The sequence below is a fragment of the Dongia mobilis genome, from assembly GCF_004363235.1.
Classification (GTDB): Bacteria; Pseudomonadota; Alphaproteobacteria; order Dongiales; family Dongiaceae; genus Dongia; species Dongia mobilis.
Genome location: NZ_SNYW01000002.1, coordinates 28,606 through 48,924, shown reverse-complemented (window position 1 = coordinate 48,924; position 20,319 = coordinate 28,606). Strand labels below are relative to the sequence as shown.

At 67.4% G+C, this 20,319-nt stretch carries 14 protein-coding genes; 10 read left to right on the top strand and 4 right to left on the bottom strand.

Annotation, left to right across the window (positions count from 1 at the left end):
• Positions 1-24: 24 nt before the first annotated feature.
• The gene (locus A8950_RS01195) at positions 25-564 is read left to right on the top strand and encodes a hypothetical protein (RefSeq protein ID WP_133611661.1); all 540 of its coding nucleotides are present in this window, start codon (positions 25-27) and stop codon (positions 562-564) included.
• A 133-nt stretch (positions 565-697) separates the two neighbouring features.
• The gene (locus A8950_RS01190; protein ID WP_133611660.1) at positions 698-5,704 is read left to right on the top strand and encodes a coiled-coil domain-containing protein; all 5,007 of its coding nucleotides are present in this window, start codon (positions 698-700) and stop codon (positions 5,702-5,704) included.
• 16 nt (positions 5,705-5,720) lie between these two features.
• Here the strand turns inward: A8950_RS01190 and A8950_RS01185 are convergent, their stop codons facing one another.
• Positions 5,721-6,503 (bottom strand): carbon-nitrogen hydrolase family protein, encoded by a 783-nt coding sequence (locus tag A8950_RS01185; RefSeq protein WP_133611659.1) that lies wholly within the window; start codon positions 6,501-6,503, stop codon positions 5,721-5,723.
• Positions 6,504-6,559: 56 nt separating this feature from the next.
• On the opposite strand from A8950_RS01185, the gene A8950_RS01180 reads away from it, so the two are divergent.
• The 6 genes from A8950_RS01180 to A8950_RS01155 all read left to right on the top strand — a co-directional run bounded on the left by A8950_RS01180 (position 6,560) and on the right by A8950_RS01155 (position 13,333).
• Entirely contained in the window at positions 6,560-7,087 is a 528-nt protein-coding gene (locus A8950_RS01180; protein ID WP_133611658.1) for a GNAT family N-acetyltransferase, read from the top strand.
• A 193-nt stretch (positions 7,088-7,280) separates the two neighbouring features.
• On the top strand, positions 7,281-7,796 hold the full coding sequence (locus A8950_RS01175; protein ID WP_133611657.1) for a formate dehydrogenase subunit gamma: 516 nt from the start codon (positions 7,281-7,283) through the stop codon (positions 7,794-7,796).
• On the top strand, positions 7,796-9,355 hold the full coding sequence (locus A8950_RS01170) for a formate dehydrogenase beta subunit (protein WP_133611656.1): 1,560 nt from the start codon (positions 7,796-7,798) through the stop codon (positions 9,353-9,355). The genes A8950_RS01175 and A8950_RS01170 overlap by 1 nt, the downstream gene beginning before the upstream one ends.
• Before the next feature lie 13 nt (positions 9,356-9,368).
• Positions 9,369-12,206: a formate dehydrogenase subunit alpha gene (gene fdhF / locus A8950_RS01165; RefSeq protein WP_133611655.1), complete on the top strand. Its 2,838-nt coding sequence runs from the start codon at positions 9,369-9,371 to the stop codon at positions 12,204-12,206.
• Between the two features lie 3 nt (positions 12,207-12,209).
• The gene (gene fdhD / locus A8950_RS01160) at positions 12,210-13,082 is read left to right on the top strand and encodes a formate dehydrogenase accessory sulfurtransferase FdhD (RefSeq protein WP_133611654.1); all 873 of its coding nucleotides are present in this window, start codon (positions 12,210-12,212) and stop codon (positions 13,080-13,082) included.
• Complete coding sequence (locus tag A8950_RS01155; protein WP_322090918.1) at positions 13,079-13,333, top strand: formate dehydrogenase subunit delta; 255 nt, start codon at positions 13,079-13,081, stop codon at positions 13,331-13,333. Before fdhD ends, A8950_RS01155 begins: the two co-directional genes overlap by 4 nt.
• Before the next feature lie 73 nt (positions 13,334-13,406).
• On the opposite strand, the gene A8950_RS01150 is transcribed toward A8950_RS01155, so the two are convergent.
• The gene (locus A8950_RS01150) at positions 13,407-13,997 is read right to left on the bottom strand and encodes a TetR/AcrR family transcriptional regulator (protein ID WP_166644934.1); all 591 of its coding nucleotides are present in this window, start codon (positions 13,995-13,997) and stop codon (positions 13,407-13,409) included.
• A 147-nt stretch (positions 13,998-14,144) separates the two neighbouring features.
• On the opposite strand from A8950_RS01150, the gene A8950_RS01145 reads away from it, so the two are divergent.
• The gene (locus A8950_RS01145) at positions 14,145-15,596 is read left to right on the top strand and encodes an aminotransferase (RefSeq protein WP_133611652.1); all 1,452 of its coding nucleotides are present in this window, start codon (positions 14,145-14,147) and stop codon (positions 15,594-15,596) included.
• Positions 15,597-15,654: 58 nt separating this feature from the next.
• Here the strand turns inward: A8950_RS01145 and A8950_RS01140 are convergent, their stop codons facing one another.
• The gene (locus tag A8950_RS01140) at positions 15,655-16,713 is read right to left on the bottom strand and encodes a hypothetical protein (RefSeq protein ID WP_133611651.1); all 1,059 of its coding nucleotides are present in this window, start codon (positions 16,711-16,713) and stop codon (positions 15,655-15,657) included.
• 197 nt (positions 16,714-16,910) lie between these two features.
• Positions 16,911-19,415: an ATP-dependent helicase HrpB gene (gene hrpB, locus A8950_RS01135; protein WP_133611757.1), complete on the bottom strand. Its 2,505-nt coding sequence runs from the start codon at positions 19,413-19,415 to the stop codon at positions 16,911-16,913.
• A 173-nt stretch (positions 19,416-19,588) separates the two neighbouring features.
• Here hrpB and A8950_RS01130 point away from each other — a divergent pair, with 173 nt between their 5' ends.
• Entirely contained in the window at positions 19,589-20,263 is a 675-nt protein-coding gene (locus A8950_RS01130) for a response regulator (protein ID WP_133611650.1), read from the top strand.
• Positions 20,264-20,319: the final 56 nt, after the last annotated feature.

Sequence of the window (20,319 nt, the reverse complement as noted above, 5' to 3'; positions counted from 1 at the left end):
CCGCTTCAGGAACGGGGCTTCATCATGCCGATCACAACCCGGCTTTGCCGCTTGTCCCTCGCCCTTGCCATGCTGCTGGGCAGCACCGCCGCACTGGCCCAACCGGCCGCGGCCGGCCACGACAACGCGATCTACAACAAGCGCCAGACCTGGTTCCTGGTCGATCGCAACCGCGACGGCAGGATCAGCGCCCAGGAATGGGATTTTGCCCGGGACCATGGCTATGACCGGCTGCAGGGCGTGCCGAAGAAGCGCCTCAGCCGCAACGAGTACCAGGCCTATCTCACCGAATACCTCAATCGCCACGACGGCTGGCGGGACCGTCGGTCGTGGAATCGGGGTTCGCTGCACAGCGACTGGTGGCAGGACAACCGGCCATGGGGGCATGGCTTGAACCACGGCTGGCAGCAAGGCTGGCAAAAAAACGACTGGCAACATCGGGGCCAGGATCGTCGCGGGCCTGAGGCAGGGCCGCCCTGGTATGTGACGCGCGACGGCGTCCAGCCCTGGACCTATGGCCAGGGCAGGTCGGATCTGGGCCGCGGCGAGCGCGGCGCCAGATAACCGCCTGCCGCGCCGCGCCAGCGCTGACCACTCCGGATTTGCGCGTGTTTCGCCAATGGCTTAGTGTTCCGCCACGGGGATCGGCGCCGGTGTCGCGCCGGGCAGCTTCAGGCAGCAGGCGGTGGAACGTTTCATGGGCAAGGGGGACGGCAAGGGAGAGCCGGGCAAGGCACCGGCGCGTCCGCTGGTCAATCAGCAGGATCTCAACGCCCGCTACCACAGATGGGCGACCCTGCTGGGCAGCCTCATCACCTTGGGCTGGGTCGGCATCTATGGCTGGCACATCTCGGATTCGGTCGGCTTCGAGAATCTGCGCGACCTGCTGCCGGCGGAACTGGCCGCCATCATCATCACCTTCGTGGCGCCCGCCGCCTTTGCCTGGATCGTGATCGCCTATATTGCGCGCGGCCGCGATCTGGAGCGGCAGACGGCCCTCCTCGGCCAGCAGCTCAATCTCCTCACCTATCCCAATCCGCAGGCCGAGACCCGCGTCGCCACCATCGCCGAGGCGATCCGCCGCCAGACCGTCGAACTGCGCGGCGCCTCGGAAGAGGCGGCCGGCGCCCTGGCCGAGATCGAGGAACGCTTCCGCCGCCAGCGCATCGACCTGATGGAGGCGGCGGGTGCTGCCCGCGCGCAATCGGATTCGATCGACGAACAGCTGAAGGCACAGCGCCAGATGCTGGCCGCGATGCAGCAGGCGCTGGGCGAGCAGGAGGCGATGCTGGCCAAGGCGAGTGCGGCCGAGAGCGAGGCGCTCGACCGGATTGCCACTACATCGGCCGACCGCGTCGTCGCCGCCTTCGAGGCCAAGCGCGGGGAAATCGCCGCCATCCTCGAGCGCATCGTCGACCATGCCGCCGATCTCCGCGACGCGGTCGAACGCCAGGCCGAAATCTCGGCCGAGACGGTGGACAAGGCGGCGCTCGGCCTGCGCAACGAGATGCTGCAGGTGATGCGCCGCATCGACGAGGCCGGCGAAGCGGCGCGGCGCGATGCCCGCATCCTGGGCGAGGCGGGCGACCGGCAGCTGGCCGCCATCGACGAGATCACCGGCCGCGCCAGTGCCGCCATCGAGGCGCAGCTCGACCGCATCGGCGCCGACATTGCCGCCGCCACCGCCGCCGGCGAGCGCGGTGCCGCGGCCCATGCCGAGAGCCTGCGCCGCGCCACCGAGGAGGCGGCCGAGGCGGCGCAGCGCCATGCCACCGCGATGACCGAGCAGCTGGCGCGCCAGCTGCAGAGCATCAATGCCGCCAAGACCCAGGCCGTCGATGCCGGCGAGGAATTGCAGGCGGCTCTGGCCGCCCAGGCGGCGCGCCTTGCCCAGCGCACCACCGATGCCTTCGCCGTGATGCACAGCGAAATCGCTGGCGAGGTCGCCGGCATCCAGGCGGCCGAGGAACGCGCCGCCCAGCGCTATCGCGAATTGGGCGAGAAACTGGCCGAGCAGCAGGCCGCTTTTGCCGCCGCCACGGCCAATGCGGCAACACAGTTGGCAAACCAGGCGACGGCCGAGCAGGCGCGCCTCGACGAGGTCGCGTCCGCCAGCGAGGCGCGCATGCAGGCGGTGCTGACCGCCCTCGAGCGCCAGGCCCGCGAGATGCACGAGCAGGCCGATGCCAGCGCCGAGCGCTTCGCCGGCACGCTGCGCCGCCATCACGAGCTGGTCTCGGCCACGGCCACCGCGACGGTCGGCGAGGTGATGCGCCGGACCGCCGAGATCCAGCGCCAGATGCGCGAGGAGGGCGACCGCGCCATCGCCGCCGCCAACGTCCTCTCGGGCGAGTTCACCGCCTCGCTGGCGCGGGTCGGCGAGGTGATCGGCGAGGCGGCGGCGCAGGCCGGCAAGGACAATGCGGCGCTGGAGGAGACCGCGCGCCACCAGGCCGAGCGCCTGACCAATGCCGCCCTCATGGCCTCGACCCAGTTCCGCCACGCCCTCGACCACATGGCCGGCGAAAGCGGCGCGCTGGTCAGGGCGCTCATCGACAAGATCACCGAGCAGAACCAGGCAGCGAAGAGCGCGCTCCGCACCGAGGCGACCAATTTCCAGGAAACCACCGCGCGCCTCGGCGAGCATATCGCGCAGCGATTCGGCGAGATGGTCAAGGACATCCAGACCACCGCCGGCCATACCGATGCCGAGACGGCGCGGCTGGTCGCCCTCGTCGAGGGCCAGCGCGGGCGCCTGTCGGAAGCGGCCAATGCCGCCGCCATTCGCCTCCGCGAAGAGATCGATGCCGAGATCCTCAAGCTCGAGGAGCTGAACGCCCTGGGCGAGGTGCGCCAGACCACCAGCCTGCAGGCGCTGGCCGCCGCCAGCCGCCATCTCGACGAGGCGGCCGAGGCCCATGCCGCCCATTTCGGCGAGCTGCTGAAACGCCAGGAGGATCGCCTCGACACCCTGGCCGATGCCCAGGACAATGCCAGCCGTCGCCTCGGCACGACCATCGACCAGCAGGGCCATGTGCTGGAACAGGCCGCCGACCGCGCTGCCGAGCGCCTGGCGCAGCGCCTGCGCGAGAACGAAAGCGCCCTCGTCGACAACATGGATGCCGTGGTGGCGAAGACGCGGGTGCTCGACGACACCATCCGCGACCAGCGCGGGCGCCTTGCCGAGATCGGTCATCAGGCGGCTGGCGAGATCCGCGCCGAACTCGATACGCATGTCACCAATCTCAAGGGCGAGATCGACCGCCAGATGTCGAACATGGAGGAACTGACCCAGACCTTTATCAACCGCACCACGGCGCTGGACGGCACCATCCTCAGCCATCGCGACCAGTTGATCGAGGCCGCGCAGGCGGCGGCGGAAGGTTTCCGCGATATCCTCCGCCGCCAGGCCGACGAATTCCTGGCGGCTGCGGAAATGGTGGCGACGCGGACGGCGGCGCTGGAAGGCGTCACCGAGCGCCAGCGCGACGAGCTGATCGAAGCCTCGCGCGATGCCGCCGAGCATTTCGCCGGGGCGCTCCGCCTGCAGGCGCAGGAGATCGCGGCGGCGGCGGCAACTGCCGTGCAGCAGACCGAGGGTCTGGGTGCGGCAGCCCGGGTCCAGGCCGAGAACCTTGCTGCCATGATCGTCGATTCCACCACCCGCTTTGCCCAACTGACCGGCGAGCAGACCCAGGCGCTGGCGCTGGCCGGCGAGAAGAGCGCCGATACCCTGCGCACGCGCCTCGCCGAGCAGCAGCTCGACCTGGAGCGGCGCCTCGCCGATCTCGCGAGCCTCAGCGAGAAGCTGCATGCCAATGCCGCCGACCAGGCGGTGACGCTCGGCAAGGCGGCGGAACAGGCGACCGATGTGGCGCTGGCCATGCGCGACGCGCTGGCGCAACAGGCCGATCTCGCCAGGAGCGCCGGCCTCGACATCAGCGACCGCGCCCAGGAAGCCGGCCGCGTGATGCAGCGCCAGGCGGGCGATCTCGCCGATGCGCTGCAATCCATCGTGCAGCGCAACGCCGCCAACCTGAAGGCCGCGACCGAGGAGGCGGGGGCGGCGGCGATCGCGCTGGGCGAGAACCTCATGCGCCAGAATGACGAGCTCGCTGCGGCCCTGGCCCGCACACGCGGCGCCACCGACGAGGTAAGGGACAGCCTGCAGGCGCGCATCGGCGAATTGTCCGAGGCGACGCAGAAGATCGAGATCGAGGCAAAGCTGATCGGCACCATCCTGCATGGCGAGGCGGAAAGTCTCGAAGGGGCGGCGGCCAAGGCGACGGGTGCTGCCGGCCAGCTGCAGGAACAGTTGCGCGCCGGCTTCCTCGCCATGGAGGAACTGGCCGCCCGCGCCATCGAGAAGGCCGGCGGACTAGCAGCCGAGGTGACGCGCCAGGACCAGCTACTCAAGGCGGCGGCGGACGAGGGCGGGCGGCGCACCAGCGAGCTCACCAGCCTCTACGAGGCCCATGCCAGACAATTGGCGGACGCCTCCGATATGGCGCGCGACAAGCTCGACCAGATGGGCAAGGCGCTGGGCGCCCAGGCCGAGATCCTCGCCACCATCGCCGACCAGGCGGTGTCGCGCCAGCAGCAGCTCAACGTGACGCTGGGCCAGCGCATCGAACAGGTGGCGGCGATCGGCAAGGAAGGGCAGAACCAGCTCTCCACCCTCAACATCTCGGCGCAGACCCTGGCCGAGACCCTGCGCAGCACCACCGGCGAGGGCAGCCGCCAGGTGAAGGAATCGATCGAGCTGATCCGCGCCACCGCCGAGGCGCTCGCGCAGGTCACGCGGAAGGCGACGCAGGATGTCGGCGGCATCAAGGCGGCGGTGGCCGAGCAGGTGACCGAGCTTTCCGACCTCTCCGGCCGGGTACGCGACGTGGCCGAGGAGGTACGCCAGCAATTGCGCGCCCAGGCGCAGGAATTCAACGATGCGACGCTTGCCGCCAAGGCCAGCGCCGAGGGTGCGCGCGGCGAGGCGCAGCAGGCCAGCGAGATCCTGAACCGCCAGGTCGAGGCGCTGGCCCAGGCGGCGGCCAGGATGAACCAGCACCTGGCCGGCCTCGGCAGTGATATCGACAAGCGCATCGAGGGAATGAGCCGCGCCGCCGAGAACGCCGCCGCCCGCGTCGCCACCATCGGGCAGAGCTTCGAGCGTCAGGCGGAAGGCTTCGGCCGCGCCCTCGACCAGGCCCAGGCCAAGGCGGTGGAACTGGGCGATGCGTTCAAGGGCCAGAGCCTGGAGCTTGCCAAGACCTCGCAGCTGGCGCTCGAGCGCATCGACAAGCTGCGCGATACCCAGAACAGCTCGACCCGCGACGCCTTCCTGCGCGCGGCTTCGGTGATGATCGAGGAGCTGAACGGCCTCGCCATCGACATCCAGAACCTGCTCGACAGCGAAGTGCCGGAGGATGTGTGGAAGCGCTATCGCGACGGCGACCGCTCGATCTTCGCGCGGCGCCTGTTCAAGGGGAAGGATTCGTACATCGTTCCCGCGATCGAGCAGCGCTATGGCCGCGACGAGCGCTTCAAGGATCTGGTCGACCGCTACCTGCGGAAGTTCGAAGATCTGCTGACGCAATCCGCCAAGGCCGATCCCGAGGCGGTGTTGAATGCCGCCCTCATCACCGCCGATGTCGGCAAGCTCTATCTCGTCATGGCGAAGAGTCTCGGGCGCCACCCGGCGAATTGAGCGGCGGTGCCGGTTTTCAGTCCGGCCCGCTCACGCCGAACCGGCAATCCCTCAGATAAGGCAGGCGCGCCCGGGCCGCAGCCACCGCGCCGTGGTTGAGCGTGGCGACGATGACGCCTTCGGCCTCGCCCGCCAGCGCGAGCACAGCGCCATCGGGCCCGCAGATCGAGGAGAGGCCGGCGTAATCCCAGTCGCTCTCGCTGCCGGCGAAATTGCAATAGGCGAGGAAGGCGCCGCTCTCGCGGGCGCGGACGGGGATGACCTGGCGGGCGATCTCGTGCCAGTGGCGGCGGAGCGCCGTCGGCACCAGGATGAGCTCGGCGCCGGCCCGCGCGCAGGCGCGCGCCGCTTCCGGAAATTCGATGTCGTAGCAGATCAGCGGCGCCACGTGGAATCCCAGCAGGTCAAAGGTAACGATGCGCCCGCCCGCGGCAAAGGCGGCGCGCTCGTCATCGCTCGGCAGGTGCAGCTTGCGATAGAGGGCGAGGGTCGCGCCGTCGCGGCCGATGGCGATGGCGCTGTTGAAGACCAGCGCGCCATCGCGCTCGGGAAAGCCGCACAGGATGGCAAGACCGGCCTCGCGCGCGATGTCGGCAAGGGCGCCAACGAAAGGCCCCGCCGCCGGCTCGGCAAGGCGCTGCAGTTCGGCCGGCGGCAGGCGATAGCCGCTGGCAAAGAGCTCGGGCGTCACCAGCAGATCGGCCTCGCCCCGGAGGTCGCGGGCGACGCGGCGCAGCGATGCCAGCTGGTGGGCGACATCGCTCGGTTTGCTGTCGTTCTGGTAGAGGGCAAGGCGCATGCGGGCAGGGTCCGATTCCGTTTGGGCGCGGGCGATCGCCAACCTATATGGGAAGAATGCGGATCAGAAAGGCGGAAGCGGCGGATCTGCCCGCCATCAGAAAAATTCATGACGCGGCCTTCGGCGGGCCGGCGGAGGGAAAACTGGTGGCCGCCCTCGTCGCCGACGGCCTCGATGCCATCTCGCTGCTGGCGCGGCTCGACGACGAGCCGGTCGGCCATATCCTGTTTTCGCCGCTGACCGTCGAGGTGGACGGGCGGGCGATCCCGGCCCTGGCACTGGCGCCGGTCGGCGTTACCCCGGCCTATCAGAAGCGCGGCATCGGCAGTGCGCTTATCGAGGCCGGCCTGGCAGCGGCGCGGGAAGGTGGCTGGGCGGCGGTGATCGTCCTCGGCCATCCGCAATATTATCCGCGCTTCGGCTTCCGGGCGGCGCTGACGGCGGGGTTCCAGGCCCCCTTCCAGGGCGAGGCCTTCATGGGCCTGGAATTGCAGCCGGGCGCATTAAATGGCCATAAAGGCAGGATAATTTACCCGGTCAGCTTCGGGATCGATGTATCGGGGCCCGCATCGGCCACAGGTTGATTCCCGGAAATGCCCTGGAATCGCCATTTTTGATAAATTTTGTTTATCAAGATATAACCCGATCCAATTTGAACCATAGGCCTTGTACGGATTTACTCTCTTGAGTGTCGCTGCAGCGACACCGCCTTGGGCGCAAAATGGCTAGGAATTCCCTGGTTCCATGTCGCCGCATTGCCGGGAGGAAAAAACGCCGATGTCGGGATTAGCCGCCGCGAGGTCCCCAAACAAGTCCGCTGGCAATCCCTGGGACAGGGATGCGGCCCGCGGCATCGTCCAGGAGCACCGCAATCTGGAAGGGGCCCTGCTCCCTATCCTGCACGCCCTCAACGAGCATTTCGGCTATGTCGATGCGGAGGCCGTGCCGATCATCGCCGACGAGCTCAACCTCTCCCGGGCCGAGGTGCATGGCGTCATCAGCTTCTACCATGATTTCCGCAAGGAACCCGCCGGGCGGCATGTGGTGAAGGTGTGCCGTGCCGAGGCGTGCCAGTCGATGGACGGGCGGACCCTCGAGACGCATGTCGCCAAACGCCTGAAGGCCGAGTTCGGCGCCACCAGCGCCGACCGCAATTTCACCCTCGAGGCGGTCTATTGCCTCGGCCTCTGCGCCTGCTCGCCCGCCCTGATGGTGGATGGCGAATTGCACGCCAGGGTCACGCCGGCGCGCTTCGACGCCATCATCGCCGACCTCACCGGAGGGAAAAGCTGATGGCGACCCGTCTTTACATTCCCAGTGATTCCGCCGCCCTGGCGCTCGGCGCCGACGCGGTGGTGCGCGCCTTCCAGGTCGAGGCGAAGGCGCGCGGCCTCGACATCGAGATCGTGCGCAACGGCAGCCGCGGCCTGTTCTGGCTGGAACCGATGGTCGAAGTGGTGACGTCGCAGGGGCGCATCGCCTATGGCCCGGTCAGCGCGGCCGATGTGAAGCCGCTGCTCGAAGCCGGGTGCCTCGAGGGCAAGGCCGGGCACAAGCTGCATCTCGGCCGGCCCGAGGAAATCCCCTATCTCAAGAACCAGGAGCGCCTGACCTTCGCGCGCTGCGGCATCATCGACCCCTTGAGCCTTGCCGATTACGAGGCCCATGACGGCTATAAGGGCCTGCGCCGCGCGCTCGGCATGGAACCGGCGGCGATCGTCGAGGAAGTGACGCAAAGCGGCCTGCGCGGCCGCGGCGGCGCCGGCTTCCCCACCGGCATCAAGTGGAAGACCGTGCTGGGCGCCGGTTCGGACCAGAAATACATTGTCTGCAACGCCGACGAAGGCGACAGCGGCACCTTCGCCGACCGCATGGTGATGGAGGGCGATCCCTATCTCCTCATCGAGGGCATGACCATCGCCGGCATCGCCGTCGGTGCCACCATGGGCTACATCTATATCCGCAGCGAATATCCGCACGCCTTCCAGCGCATGCAGGATGCGATCCGCGAGGCCAATCGGGCGGGCTTCCTCGGCCCCGATATCCTCGGTTCCGGCCGCGTCTTCCAGCTCGAGGCGCGGCTGGGCGCCGGCGCCTATGTCTGCGGCGAGGAGACCTCGCTGCTGGAAAGCCTCGAGGGCAAGCGCGGCATGGTACGGGCAAAGCCGCCGCTGCCGGCCCTCAAGGGCCTCTTCGGCAAGCCCACCGTCATCAACAACGTGCTCTCGCTCGCCGCCGTGCCGACCATCCTCGACAAGGGGGCGGCCTTCTACCAGAATTTCGGCATGGGCCGCTCGCGCGGCACCATGCCGCTGCAATTGGCCGGCAACATCAAATATGGTGGCCTGGTCGAGAAGGCCTTCGGCATCACGCTGCGCCAGGCGATCGATGATTTCGGCGGCGGCACGGCAAGCGGCCGGCCGCTCCGCGCGGTACAGGTGGGTGGACCACTGGGCGCCTATTTCCCCGAGGCGCTGCTCGACACGCCCTTGGATTACGAGGCCATGGCCGCGGCCAAGGGCATGCTGGGCCATGGCGGCATCGTCGTCTTCGACGATTCCGTCGACCTGCTGGCCCAGGCGCGCTTCGCGATGGAATTCTGCGCCGTCGAATCCTGCGGCAAGTGCACGCCCTGCCGCATCGGCTCGACCCGCGGCGTCGAGGTGCTGGACCGGATCCGCGACGGCATCGAGCCGGACAAGAACAAGGCGCTGCTGGCCGATCTCTGCGACACCATGCTGGATGGCTCGCTCTGCGCATTGGGTGGCCTCACCCCCTTCCCGGTGCAGAGTGCGGTCCGCCATTTCCCGGAAGATTTCAACCGCCCGACGGCCAAGGCCGCGGCGGAGTGACGGAGTAAAGCCCATGACCCTGATCAAGGAAACCGATTACGGCACGCCGATCCGTCTCTCCGCCAGGATGGTGACGCTCTCCATCGACGGGCAGGAGATCACCGTGCCGGAGGGCACCTCGATCATGCGCGCGGCGATGGAGCTCGGCACCAAGATCCCGAAGCTCTGCGCCACCGACAGCCTCGAGGCCTTCGGTTCCTGCCGCCTCTGTGCGGTCGAGATCGAGGGGCGGCGCGGTACGCCGGCCTCCTGCACCACGCCGGTCGAGAGCGGGCTCAAGGTCTGGACCCAGACCGGCAAGCTCTCGAAGCTCCGCCGCAACATCATGGAGCTCTATATCTCCGACCACCCGCTCGACTGCCTGACCTGTGCCGCCAATGGCGATTGCGAGCTGCAGGACATGGCGGGTGTCGTCGGCCTGCGCGAGGTGCGCTACGGCTTCGCGGGCGAGAACCATCTCGATGCCGCGAAGGACGAGAGCAATCCCTATTTCACCTTCGATGCCTCGAAATGCATCGTCTGTTCGCGCTGTGTGCGCGCCTGCGAGGAAGTACAGGGGACCTTCGCCCTGACCATCGATTCCCGCGGTTTTGCCTCGACCGTCTCGGCCGGGCAGAAAGAAGATTTCCTGGGCAGCGAATGCGTCTCCTGCGGCGCCTGCGTGCAGGCCTGCCCGACCGCAACGCTGATGGAAAAGACCGTGATCGAGGCGGGCCAGCCGGAGCATTCCGTGGTCACCACCTGCGCCTATTGCGGGGTGGGCTGCTCGTTCAAGGCCGAGATGCGCGGCACCGAGGTGGTGCGCATGACGCCCTACAAGGATGGCGAGGCCAATCACGGCCATTCCTGCGTCAAGGGCCGCTTCGCCTGGGGCTATGCCACCCACAAGGACCGCATCACCAAGCCGATGATCCGCGAAAAGATCACCGATCCCTGGCGCGAGGTCAGCTGGGAGGAAGCGATCGGCCACGCCGCCAACGAATTCAAGCGCATCCAGGCGAAATACGGCAAGGGTGCGGTGGGCGGCATCACCTCCTCGCGCTGCACCAATGAAGAGACCTATCTGGTGCAGAAGCTGATCCGCGCCGGCTTCGGCGTCAACAACGTCGATACCTGCGCCCGCGTCTGCCATTCGCCCACCGGCTATGGCCTGTCGCAGACCTTCGGCACCTCGGCCGGCACGCAGAATTTCGATTCCGTGCGGGAAGCCGACGTCATCATGGTGATCGGCGCCAACCCGACCGACGGCCATCCGGTCTTCGCCAGCCACATGAAGAAGCGGCTGCGCCAGGGGGCGAAGCTGATCGTGGTGGATCCCCGCCGCATCGACCTCGTCAAATCGGCGCATATCAAGGCGGACTATCACCTGCCGCTCAGGCCCGGCACCAATGTCGCCATCATCAACGCGATGGCGCATGTCATCGTGACCGAGGGCCTGGTCGACGAGGCCTATGTCGCCGAACGCTGCGACAAAATGGAATTCGACCGCTGGCGTGCCTTCGTCGCCGAGGAACGCAACTCGCCCGAGGCGCTCGAGCAATATACTGGCGTGCCGGCGGCGGATGTACGCGGCGCTGCCCGGCTCTATGCCGGCGTCAAGAACGCCGCCATCTATTACGGCCTCGGTGTCACCGAGCACAGCCAGGGCTCGACCATGGTGATGGGCATGGCGAACCTCGCCATGGCGACCGGCCATGTCGGGCATGTCGGTGCCGGCGTCAATCCGCTGCGCGGGCAGAACAACGTCCAGGGTTCGTGCGACATGGGTTCCTTCCCGCACGAGCTGCCGGGCTATCGCCACATCTCGACCGACGATGTGCGCGAACAGTTCAACCAGGCCTGGGGCGTCACCCTCGATCCGGAGCCGGGCTTGCGCATCCCCAACATGCTGGATGCCGCCATCGACGGCAGCTTCAAGGGCATCTACATCCAGGGCGAGGACATCGCGCAAAGCGATCCCAATATCAAGCATGTGACGGCGGGCCTTGCCGCCATGGAATGCGTCGTCGTGCAGGACATCTTCCTGAACGAGACGGCGAATTACGCCCATGTCTTCCTGCCCGGCACCACCTTCCTGGAAAAGGACGGCACCTTCACCAATGCCGAGCGGCGCATCAACCGCGTCCGCCGCGCGGTGCCGCCTGCCCCCGGCTATGCCGATTGGGAGGTGACCATGATGCTCAGCAACGCGCTGGGCTATCCGATGCATTACAACCACCCCAGCGAGATCATGGACGAGATCGCCGCGCTGACGCCCACCTTCAAGAACGTCTCCTATGCGCTGCTAGAGGAGAAGGGCTCGGTGCAATGGCCCTGCAACGACGCGGCACCCGAGGGCACGCCGACCATGCATATCGGCAAATTCGTGCGGGGCAAGGGCCGCTTCATGATCACCGAATTCGTGCCGACCGAGGAAAAGGTCGGCCCGCGCTTCCCGCTCCTGCTCACCACCGGGCGCATCCTCAGCCAATACAATGTCGGCGCGCAGACCCGGCGCACCCACAATGTCGCCTGGCACCCCGAGGACGTGCTGGAGATCCATCCCCACGACGCCGAGCAGCGCGGCATCCGCGAGGGCGACAACGTCTCGGTCATGAGCCGCGTCGGCGAGACCACGCTGAAGGCCGTCATCTCCGAGCGCATGCAGCCAGGTGTCGTCTACACCACCTTCCACCATGTCGGCACCGGCGCCAACGTCATCACCACGGATTTTTCCGACTGGGCGACCAACTGCCCGGAATACAAGGTGACGGCGGTCGAGGTGCGGCTCTCCAACATGCAGTCGGAATGGCAGCGCGACTATGCCCTGTTCCGTGACGCCGCGCGCCGCATCAACCGGGCGGCCGAATAGCGGATGAAGACCAGGCCGCAGGACGGGGGCAGGGATTTGGCGGGCGCCTTGCCGCCGGTCGTGGCGCCCGTGCGGCTGCGCCAGCTTACCTTTGACGGCAGGCAGTTCGACCGCCTCGACCCCCTGGTCGAGGAAGTGCCGGTGGCGCTGGTCTATAACGGCGTCAGTCATGCCGTGATGATGGCAAGCCCGGCCGATCTCGAGGATTTCGCCCGCGGCTTCTCGCTTTGCGAAGGCATCATCGACAAGGCCGACGAGATCCGCGCGGTCGAGGCGATCGCACATGAAAAGGGCATCGAGCTGCAGATCGAGCTCGCCGCCGAGAGATTCTGGCGCCTGAAGGAGCGGCGCCGCACCCTGGCGGGTCGCACCGGCTGCGGCCTCTGCGGCATCGACAGCCTGGAGGAAGTGGCGCGCGACCTGCCGGTTCTGCCGGAGGGCAGCCAGCCGGACGGCGATCGGGTCGCCCTGGCGGCGATCGAGCGGGGCCTCGCCGCCCTGCCCGCGGCACAGGTGTGGAACGCCGAGGCCCGCGCCCTCCACGCCGCCGCCTTCTGCGACCGTGACGGCAATCTTCGCCTGCTGCGCGAGGATGTCGGCCGCCACAACGCCCTCGACAAGATGATTGGCGCGCTCGTCACCGCCGGGATCGACCCCGCTTCCGGCTTTGCCCTCATCACCAGCCGCTGCTCGGTCGAAATGGCGCAGAAGGCGATCGTCGCCGGCATTCGCGTGCTGGTCGCGGTCTCTGCGCCGACCTTGATGGCGCGGCGCCTGGCGCAGGCCAACAACCTCACCCTCGCGGCCCTGGCGCGGCAGGATTCGCTCCTCGTCGTCGCCCATGGTGAGCGCATCGACATGGAGAGCAGACAGTGAGCAACGATCACGCAGGCGGCAGCGACACGCTGGTGCGGATGGCGAACCAGATCGCCGATTTTTTCCAGGGCTATCCCGAGGCCGAGGGCGTGGAGGGTGTCGCCACCCATATCCGGAAATTCTGGGACCCGCGCATGCGCCGCGGCATCTTCGCCCATCTCGCAGCGGGCGGCGCCGGGTTGAAGCCGCTCGCCCGCACCGCGCTCGAGAAACTCGCCGCCGAACAGCCGCATCTCAAAGAGAGCGCGTAGGGGCGTCCTACTTCATCCTTGTCCTCGTTGTCATGGACCGCGCAGGCGGGGGATGACAGCAGGGTCGGTGCGATCAGGCCAGCAACCCGCGCGTCAATTGGGTGATGTGCCGCTTCAGGGCGGCACGGCCTTCGGCGCTCAGAATCGCGTGAGCGGCATCGCCCGTGCCGGATTGCAGGCCGGCCAGCCAGCGCATGAAATACCAGAGGTTGAGCGCCCCCAGCATCTCGGCGGCCGCATCAAGATCGGCCGCGGCGTCGATCTTTCCCTTCGCCGCCAGGACCTGCAGCAGTTTGCGGAACTGGTCGACCCGCATCAATTCGTCCGAGACGAAGGCATTGGATAGGCTCGACTGGTCGGTGAAAGAGGCGCCGAACAGCGCCGACCAGACGGCGCGGTCGAGATAGCCGACCTCGGTCTCGAAATCGGTCTCCATCATGCGGCAGATGGCATCGACCGGGTCCGCGGGCGGGTTGGCGATCACCTTGTCGGTCGCCCCCTGCACCAGATCGCGGTCGGCCTGGTAGATGGCGAGCCCGATTTCGGCCTTCGACTTGAAGTAGTTGTAGACCGTGCCGACCGACAATTCGGCAGCTGCGGCGATATCCTCCATCGAGGCGGCGTTGAACCCCTGCTCCTGGAAGAGGCGCGCGGCTGCGACCATAATTGCTTGTTTTCGCTTCTCTTTTTGCCGTTCACGCAAGCCGCCTTCGGCCATCGGCATCTCCTGGATTGACTGTAAATTTGAAACCACTATAATATTTTTCTCTATCCAATTATAGCGCCATTGCGCGGAATCGGGAGAAACATCATGGGCAGCCCTGCCAACCACCTTGCCATCGCCAGCCTGGACCAGGTCGATCCCAAGGATATCTGGCAGAAGGACAAGGACCATTTCGTCCATCCCTGGACCCATTTCGACTCGTTCAAGAAGGATGGTTCGCTGGTGATGGGGCGGGCCGAGGGCGCCTATGTCTATGATCTCTCCGGCAAGCGCTATCTCGACGGCATCGGCGGCCTCTGGTGCGTCAATATCGGCTATGGCCGGCGCGAAATCGTCGACGCGATCTCGGCCCAGGCCCTGCGCATGGCCTTCTTCAACCCCTTCGTCGATACCACCAACGTGCCGGCGGCGGAACTGGCGGCGAAGCTCGCCTCGTTGGCGCCCGCTGATCTCAACAAGGTCTTCTTCACCTGCGGCGGCTCGACCGCCAACGACACCGCCGTGCGCATCGCGCATTACTACCACGCCAGGCGCGGCAAGAAGTCGAAGAAGCAGATCATCAGCCGCGTCGACGCCTATCACGGCTCGACCTATCTGACCGGCTCGATCACCGGCCGTCCCGCCGACCGCTCGCCCTATCTGCACTTCGTGGAAGGATTGGTGCATCACGTTTCATCGCCGAACTTCTACCGGGCGCATGAAGTGCTGCCGAACGGCATCGGCAAGGGCATGAGCGAGCAGCAATTCTGCGACTATCTGATCGACGAGCTGGAGGCGAAGATCCTGGAAGTGGGACCTGACAACATCGCCGTCTTCTTCGCCGAGCCGGTGATGGGCGCCGGCGGCGTCATCGTGCCGCCAAAGGGCTATCACCAGCGCTCGCTGGAACTCTGCCACCGCCACGACATCCTCTATGTCTCGGACGAAGTGGTGACGGCTTTCGGCCGCCTCGGCCATTTCTTTGCCAGCCAGGATGTTTTCGGCATCGTCCCCGACATGATCGTGACGGCGAAGGGCCTCACCTCCGGCTACCAGCCGCTGGGCGCCGTGATCTTCTCCGAACGCATCTATGACGCCATGAGTGCCGCGGATCCCGATGGCTGGTTCACCAACGGCTATACCTATTCCGGCCATCCGGTCGCCTGCGCGGCGGCCCTTGCCAACATCGCCCTGATGGAGCGCGAGGACCTCAATGGCCATGTGCGCAAGATGGGCCCCTATCTCGAGCAGCAGCTGGGCACGCTGCTGGAGCTGCCCATCGTCGGCAATGTGCGCGGCCACAATTTCATGATGTGCGTCGAGAACGTGATGGACAAGGCGACGCGCGACCACTTCCCTGAAGAGGTCAATATCGGCAAGCGCATCTCGGACCATTGCGAGCGCTTAGGCTTGATCGTGCGGCCCCTGGGTGCGCTCAACATCATCTCGCCGCCCCTGACCCTCAGCAAGGAAGAGGTGGACGAACTGGTCTCGCTGCTGCGCCAGGGCATCGAGGCGACCATGGCCGATCTCAGGGCCGAGGGGCATTACAAGGGCTAAAGTCCGAACGTCTTGCTAGGCGATGACGCCCCCGGGAGAACCCGGGGGCGTTTTTCTTTCAGGCCGTTTTTGCTGGCAACGTGCGGTCCAGCACCGGCAACTTGTCCTTCAACCCCTGCGGCAAGGGCGCCATGACGAGGCGCCGCGCCTTGTGCCAGAAGGCAGAGAGCAGCAGCAGGGCTGAGCCGATGACGAGCGCGGTCAATGCCGCACTCGGGCCAAGCCCGCCGAAGGTCTCGAAGAGGACGCTGATGGCATAGAGTACATAGGCCAGCGACGAGACCAGAAGTGCCCGGCGATCGATCGCCAGCGAGACAATGGCGATGAGGGCATAGAGCAGGACAACCGCCACCGCCTGGAGCGTACCGACATTTCCGACAAAGACGCCGAGCGAAGCGAAGACGGGATGGGCGATCATCGGCGCTGCCGCGAGGTGCAGCCAGAAGGCGACGTCGGAGCGCCGCGACTGGCGGGTGCGATCAGCCATGTCCCAGCGCATGGCTAAGGCGAAGAGGGCGATGCCGCCGGCGAAGGCCAGCCAGCCCAATTGATCATGCAGAGCCGGGACCAGGATCAGCAGCAGCGAGATCAGCAGCAGGATGACGGCCACCGCGCCGGCCGCGATGGTAATGGGCACGCGGAAGCGGAACCAATGCGCCGCGGCGGCGATCGCGACGGCCAGACCCGTGCCGGCGACGGTGGTTGCCGGGAGCGAATTTACCCAGTCCAGCATCAGCCAGCCCGATTCGGTCGGCGACAGAACATCGAGGCCGGCGCTGGCGACGCTGCCGACGAAAGTCAGCAGCAATACGATGCTGGGCAGCGCCATGCGACGCCGCCGCGTGAAGAATTCGGCCAAGCCCCAGCTCGCCACCGCCACCAGGAAGGAGCCCAGCGCCGGCGCCACCGAACTGCCGATCCAGCTGATCGCGGCCAGCAGCAAGGCGAGCGCGATCACCACGAAGATGTCGTTGAAGCCGGTCAAGAGGCGGAAATTCTCCTCGTCGACCAGCGGTGTCGCGCGCTGGCTGGCGACGTGGTTGCGGAAGGCCTCGGCGGTTTCGGCCGGCAGGATGCCCGCATCGACCGCCGATTGCAGATCGGATTCGCTGTACATGGATTGCTCCTTTGCCCGCGGGCGTAGCATTGGCGGGGGAATGCGGCAAGGGTAGGGCGCAATGCACGCGCCAGTTCTCGTCTGCTTTTGTGTGATGGCCCGCTTCAGGCGGGCCATACACGAATTTCAGCGCGACTTGTAGAGAGCAACTCGTGGTTCCCACGCCTCCGCGGGGGATGACAATTGAGAAAATGTGCTCATCGCCGCGGCTTGGCCCGGGCCGTCGGTTCGGCGATCAGCGGGTCGTCGGGCCAGTAATGCTTCGGATATTGGCCCTTCAAATCGGCCTTCACCGCCTTGTAGGAGCCGGTCCAGAAGCTGGCCAGATCCTGCGTTACCTGCACCGGGCGCCGCGCCGGCGAGAGCAGATGCAGGAGGACCGGCACGCGCCCGCCGGCCACGCGCGGCGTTTCGGTGGCGCCGAACATCTCCTGCAGGCGCACGGCGAGAACGGGCCGCGCCGGATCGCTGTAATCGAGCGCCACCCGTGAGCCCGAGGGCACGGCGAGATGGGTGGGCGCCAGCCTGTCGAGCGCCTGGCGCTGCTGCCAGCCGAGCGCATCGATAAGGGCGGCGTGGAGATCGAGCCGGGCAAGATGGGCGCGGCGCATCACGCCGTCGAGCTGCGGTGCCAGCCAGACCTCGAGCGTGGCGAGGAGGGCGCTATCCGACCAGTCCGGCCAGCTTTCTTCAGGTAGCGCCTGCCGCAAGAACGCGACGCGGGCGCGGAGGTTCAGCGCGCCATCGTTCCAGGGCAGCACATGCAGGCCCATCTGCCGGATGCCTGCCAGCATGGCGGCGCGGGCGAGGCCCGGGTCCGGCTTCTGCAGCGGCTTTTCCTCCAGCACGAGGGCGAGCAGGCGCCGTTCGCGCCTGGCTTCCACCGCTTCCGCGCGGCCGTTCCAGGCGACATTGTCGCGCGTCACGATGAGGGCCTCGAAATCCGCTTCGATCTCGGCGAGGGCAATGGGAGCGGCGAGATAGATGCGCGCCTCGGTGGCGCCGGCATCGAGGGTCGCCACGGCGAGGTAGGGCTCCCGGGCCAGGGGATCGCTCTCGCTGAGGATCGCGCCGCGTCCGGAAGCCAGGCGGTAATGACCGCTCCCGCCGCGCTGCTGCGCGAGGCGGTCGGGATAGGCCAGCGCCACCACGCTGCCCGCCGCCGAACGCGGCCGGGCTTCGTCCGCCGCCACATTTATCTGCCGTCGCCAGTCGCGGGCCGATTGCCTGATGCGCTCCCGCGCCGCGCGATCGCCGCCTTGGCTTTCCAGCAGCATGAGGCGCTCGCCGAGATCGGCGCTGCGCGCATGGCCGGCGATGAGATCGCGCTCGCTCAAGATAGCGGCGATGTCGCAGGCGAGCGCGCCGAGGCCGCGCATCTTGGCGGCAATCAGCATATGGGCGAGGCGCGGATGCATGCCCAGTTCCGCCATCGCCCGGCCATGGGCGGTGATGCGATGGGCGGTATCGAGGGCACCCAGCTCGCGCAGCAATTCGCGCGCCTGGGCAAGCGCACCCGCCGGCGGCGGATCGAGCAAGGCGAGAGACCCCGCATCCTCGATGCCCCAGGCGGCAAGCTCCAGCGCCAGCGGCGCCAGATCCACTTCGAGGATTTCCGGCACCGGCTGCGCGCTCAGCGCGCGTTCGCTGTTGGCGCTCCACAGCCGATAGCAGGTGCCGGGCCCCAATCGCCCGGCACGGCCGCGCCTTTGGTCCGCGTTCGCCAGCGACACCCTGGTTGTCACCAGGCGTGTCATGCCGGTGGCGGGGTCGAATCGCGCCACCCGGCGCAGGCCGCTATCGACAACACAGGTGATGCCGGCAATGGTGAGCGAGCTTTCCGCGATGCTGGTGGCGAGCACGATCTTGCGCCGGCCCTGGCCGTCGGGGCGGATAGCGCGGTCCTGTTCAGCCATGGGCAGGTCGCCATGCAGCGGCAGGATCACGGTGCCGGCGATCGCCCCCAATTCGCGTTCCGTGCGGCGGATCTCGGCAAGGCCCGGCAGGAAGGCCAGCACATCGCCCTTGGTTTCGCCGAGCGCCTGGCGGATGGCGGCGGCCATGCGCTTCTCGATCCAGGTCGCATTGTCGTCGCCCAGATGATGGGTCGCGACGGGAAAGGCGCGGCCCTCGCTGGCAAGGCGCGCGGCACCCGGCATCAGGCGCTGGATGGCGCCGCCATCGAGGGTCGCCGACATGACGACAAGGCGCAGATCCGGCCTGAGGCTGGCCTGCGCCTCGAGGGCAAAGGCGAGGGCGAGGTCGGCATCGACGCTGCGCTCGTGGAATTCGTCGAACAGGATGGCGGCGATGCCCTCGAGGCCGGGATCCCCCTGCAGCTGGCGCAGGAAAAGACCAGTGGTGACGCATTCGATCCGGGTCCGCGGGCCAATCTTCCGGTCAAGCCGCACGCGATAGCCGACGCGTTCGCCGACCGCTTCGCCGAGCAGGGCGGCCTGTCGATGCGCCGCACCCCGTGCTGCCAGGCGCCGCGGTTCGAGGACAATGATACGGCCGTCGCCGCGCCAGCTGTTCTCGGGCGGGGCTGCAGCGAGGAGGGCCAGCGGGACCAAGGTGGTCTTGCCGGCCCCGGGCGGGGCTTCGAGGACCAGATTGGGCTGCCGCGCCAGGCTCTCCCGGATGGCGGGCAGCAAGGGCGTGATCGGCAGATCGGCCGGTTCGTCTGGGGCAGGTGCGGACATGCCCGGGGTGTAAGGGCCGCCCCGGTTCTTGTCCAGCCGCGGCCCGGCTGCAGACAGGTCCTTGCGCAGCCGGGCCGATGCGCCCATTGTCAGGTTCCTGTCAGACGGAAAACGTAAGAGGGTGACCATTGCGGAGGAGATCCGAGCCGCGCCAACCCGTCCGGAAGTCGCCGATGCGCCTGCTGCTGATCGAAGACAATGACCGCCTGTCCGAGTTCCTGGAAAAGGGGCTGGGCGATTCCGGTTTCGTCATCGACCGGGTCGGCGACCTCGCCGCCGCCCAGGCGGCGCTCGATGCCGGCGGCTTCGACGCGGTGATCCTGGATCTCGGCCTGCCTGACGGGGACGGGCTCGATTTCCTGAAACAGCGGCGCGCCCTCGGCGACCAGACGCCGGTCCTCATCCTCACCGCCCGCGACGGTCTTTCCGACCGGGTCGGCGGCCTCAATGCCGGGGCGGACGACTACCTCGCCAAGCCCTTCGCCATGGAGGAATTGGTGGCGCGGGTGAAGGCGCTGCTGCGGCGCCCGGGGGCGGCGCTGGGCGTGCAGCTCGTCCTCGGCAATATCTGTCTCGATACCGTCGGCCCCAGCTTCCTCATCGACGAGCGGCCGGTGACGCTGACCCGGCGCGAGCTGGCGCTCATGGAAATCCTGCTCAGGCGTCCCGGCAAGGTGGTAAGCCGCGGCGCCATCGAGGAAGGGCTCTACCGCTTTTCCGACGAGGTCGGCTCCAACGCCCTCGAAGTGCTGGTTTCGCGTCTGCGCAAGAAGCTCACCACGCTGGGTGCCGACATCAACCTCCATACCGTGCGCGGCGTCGGCTATATGGTGATGGACCGCAACTGAACCGTTGCCCGGTGGGCATGGTTGCATGGCCGGTGGACGAAAGCCGGTGGCCGGGG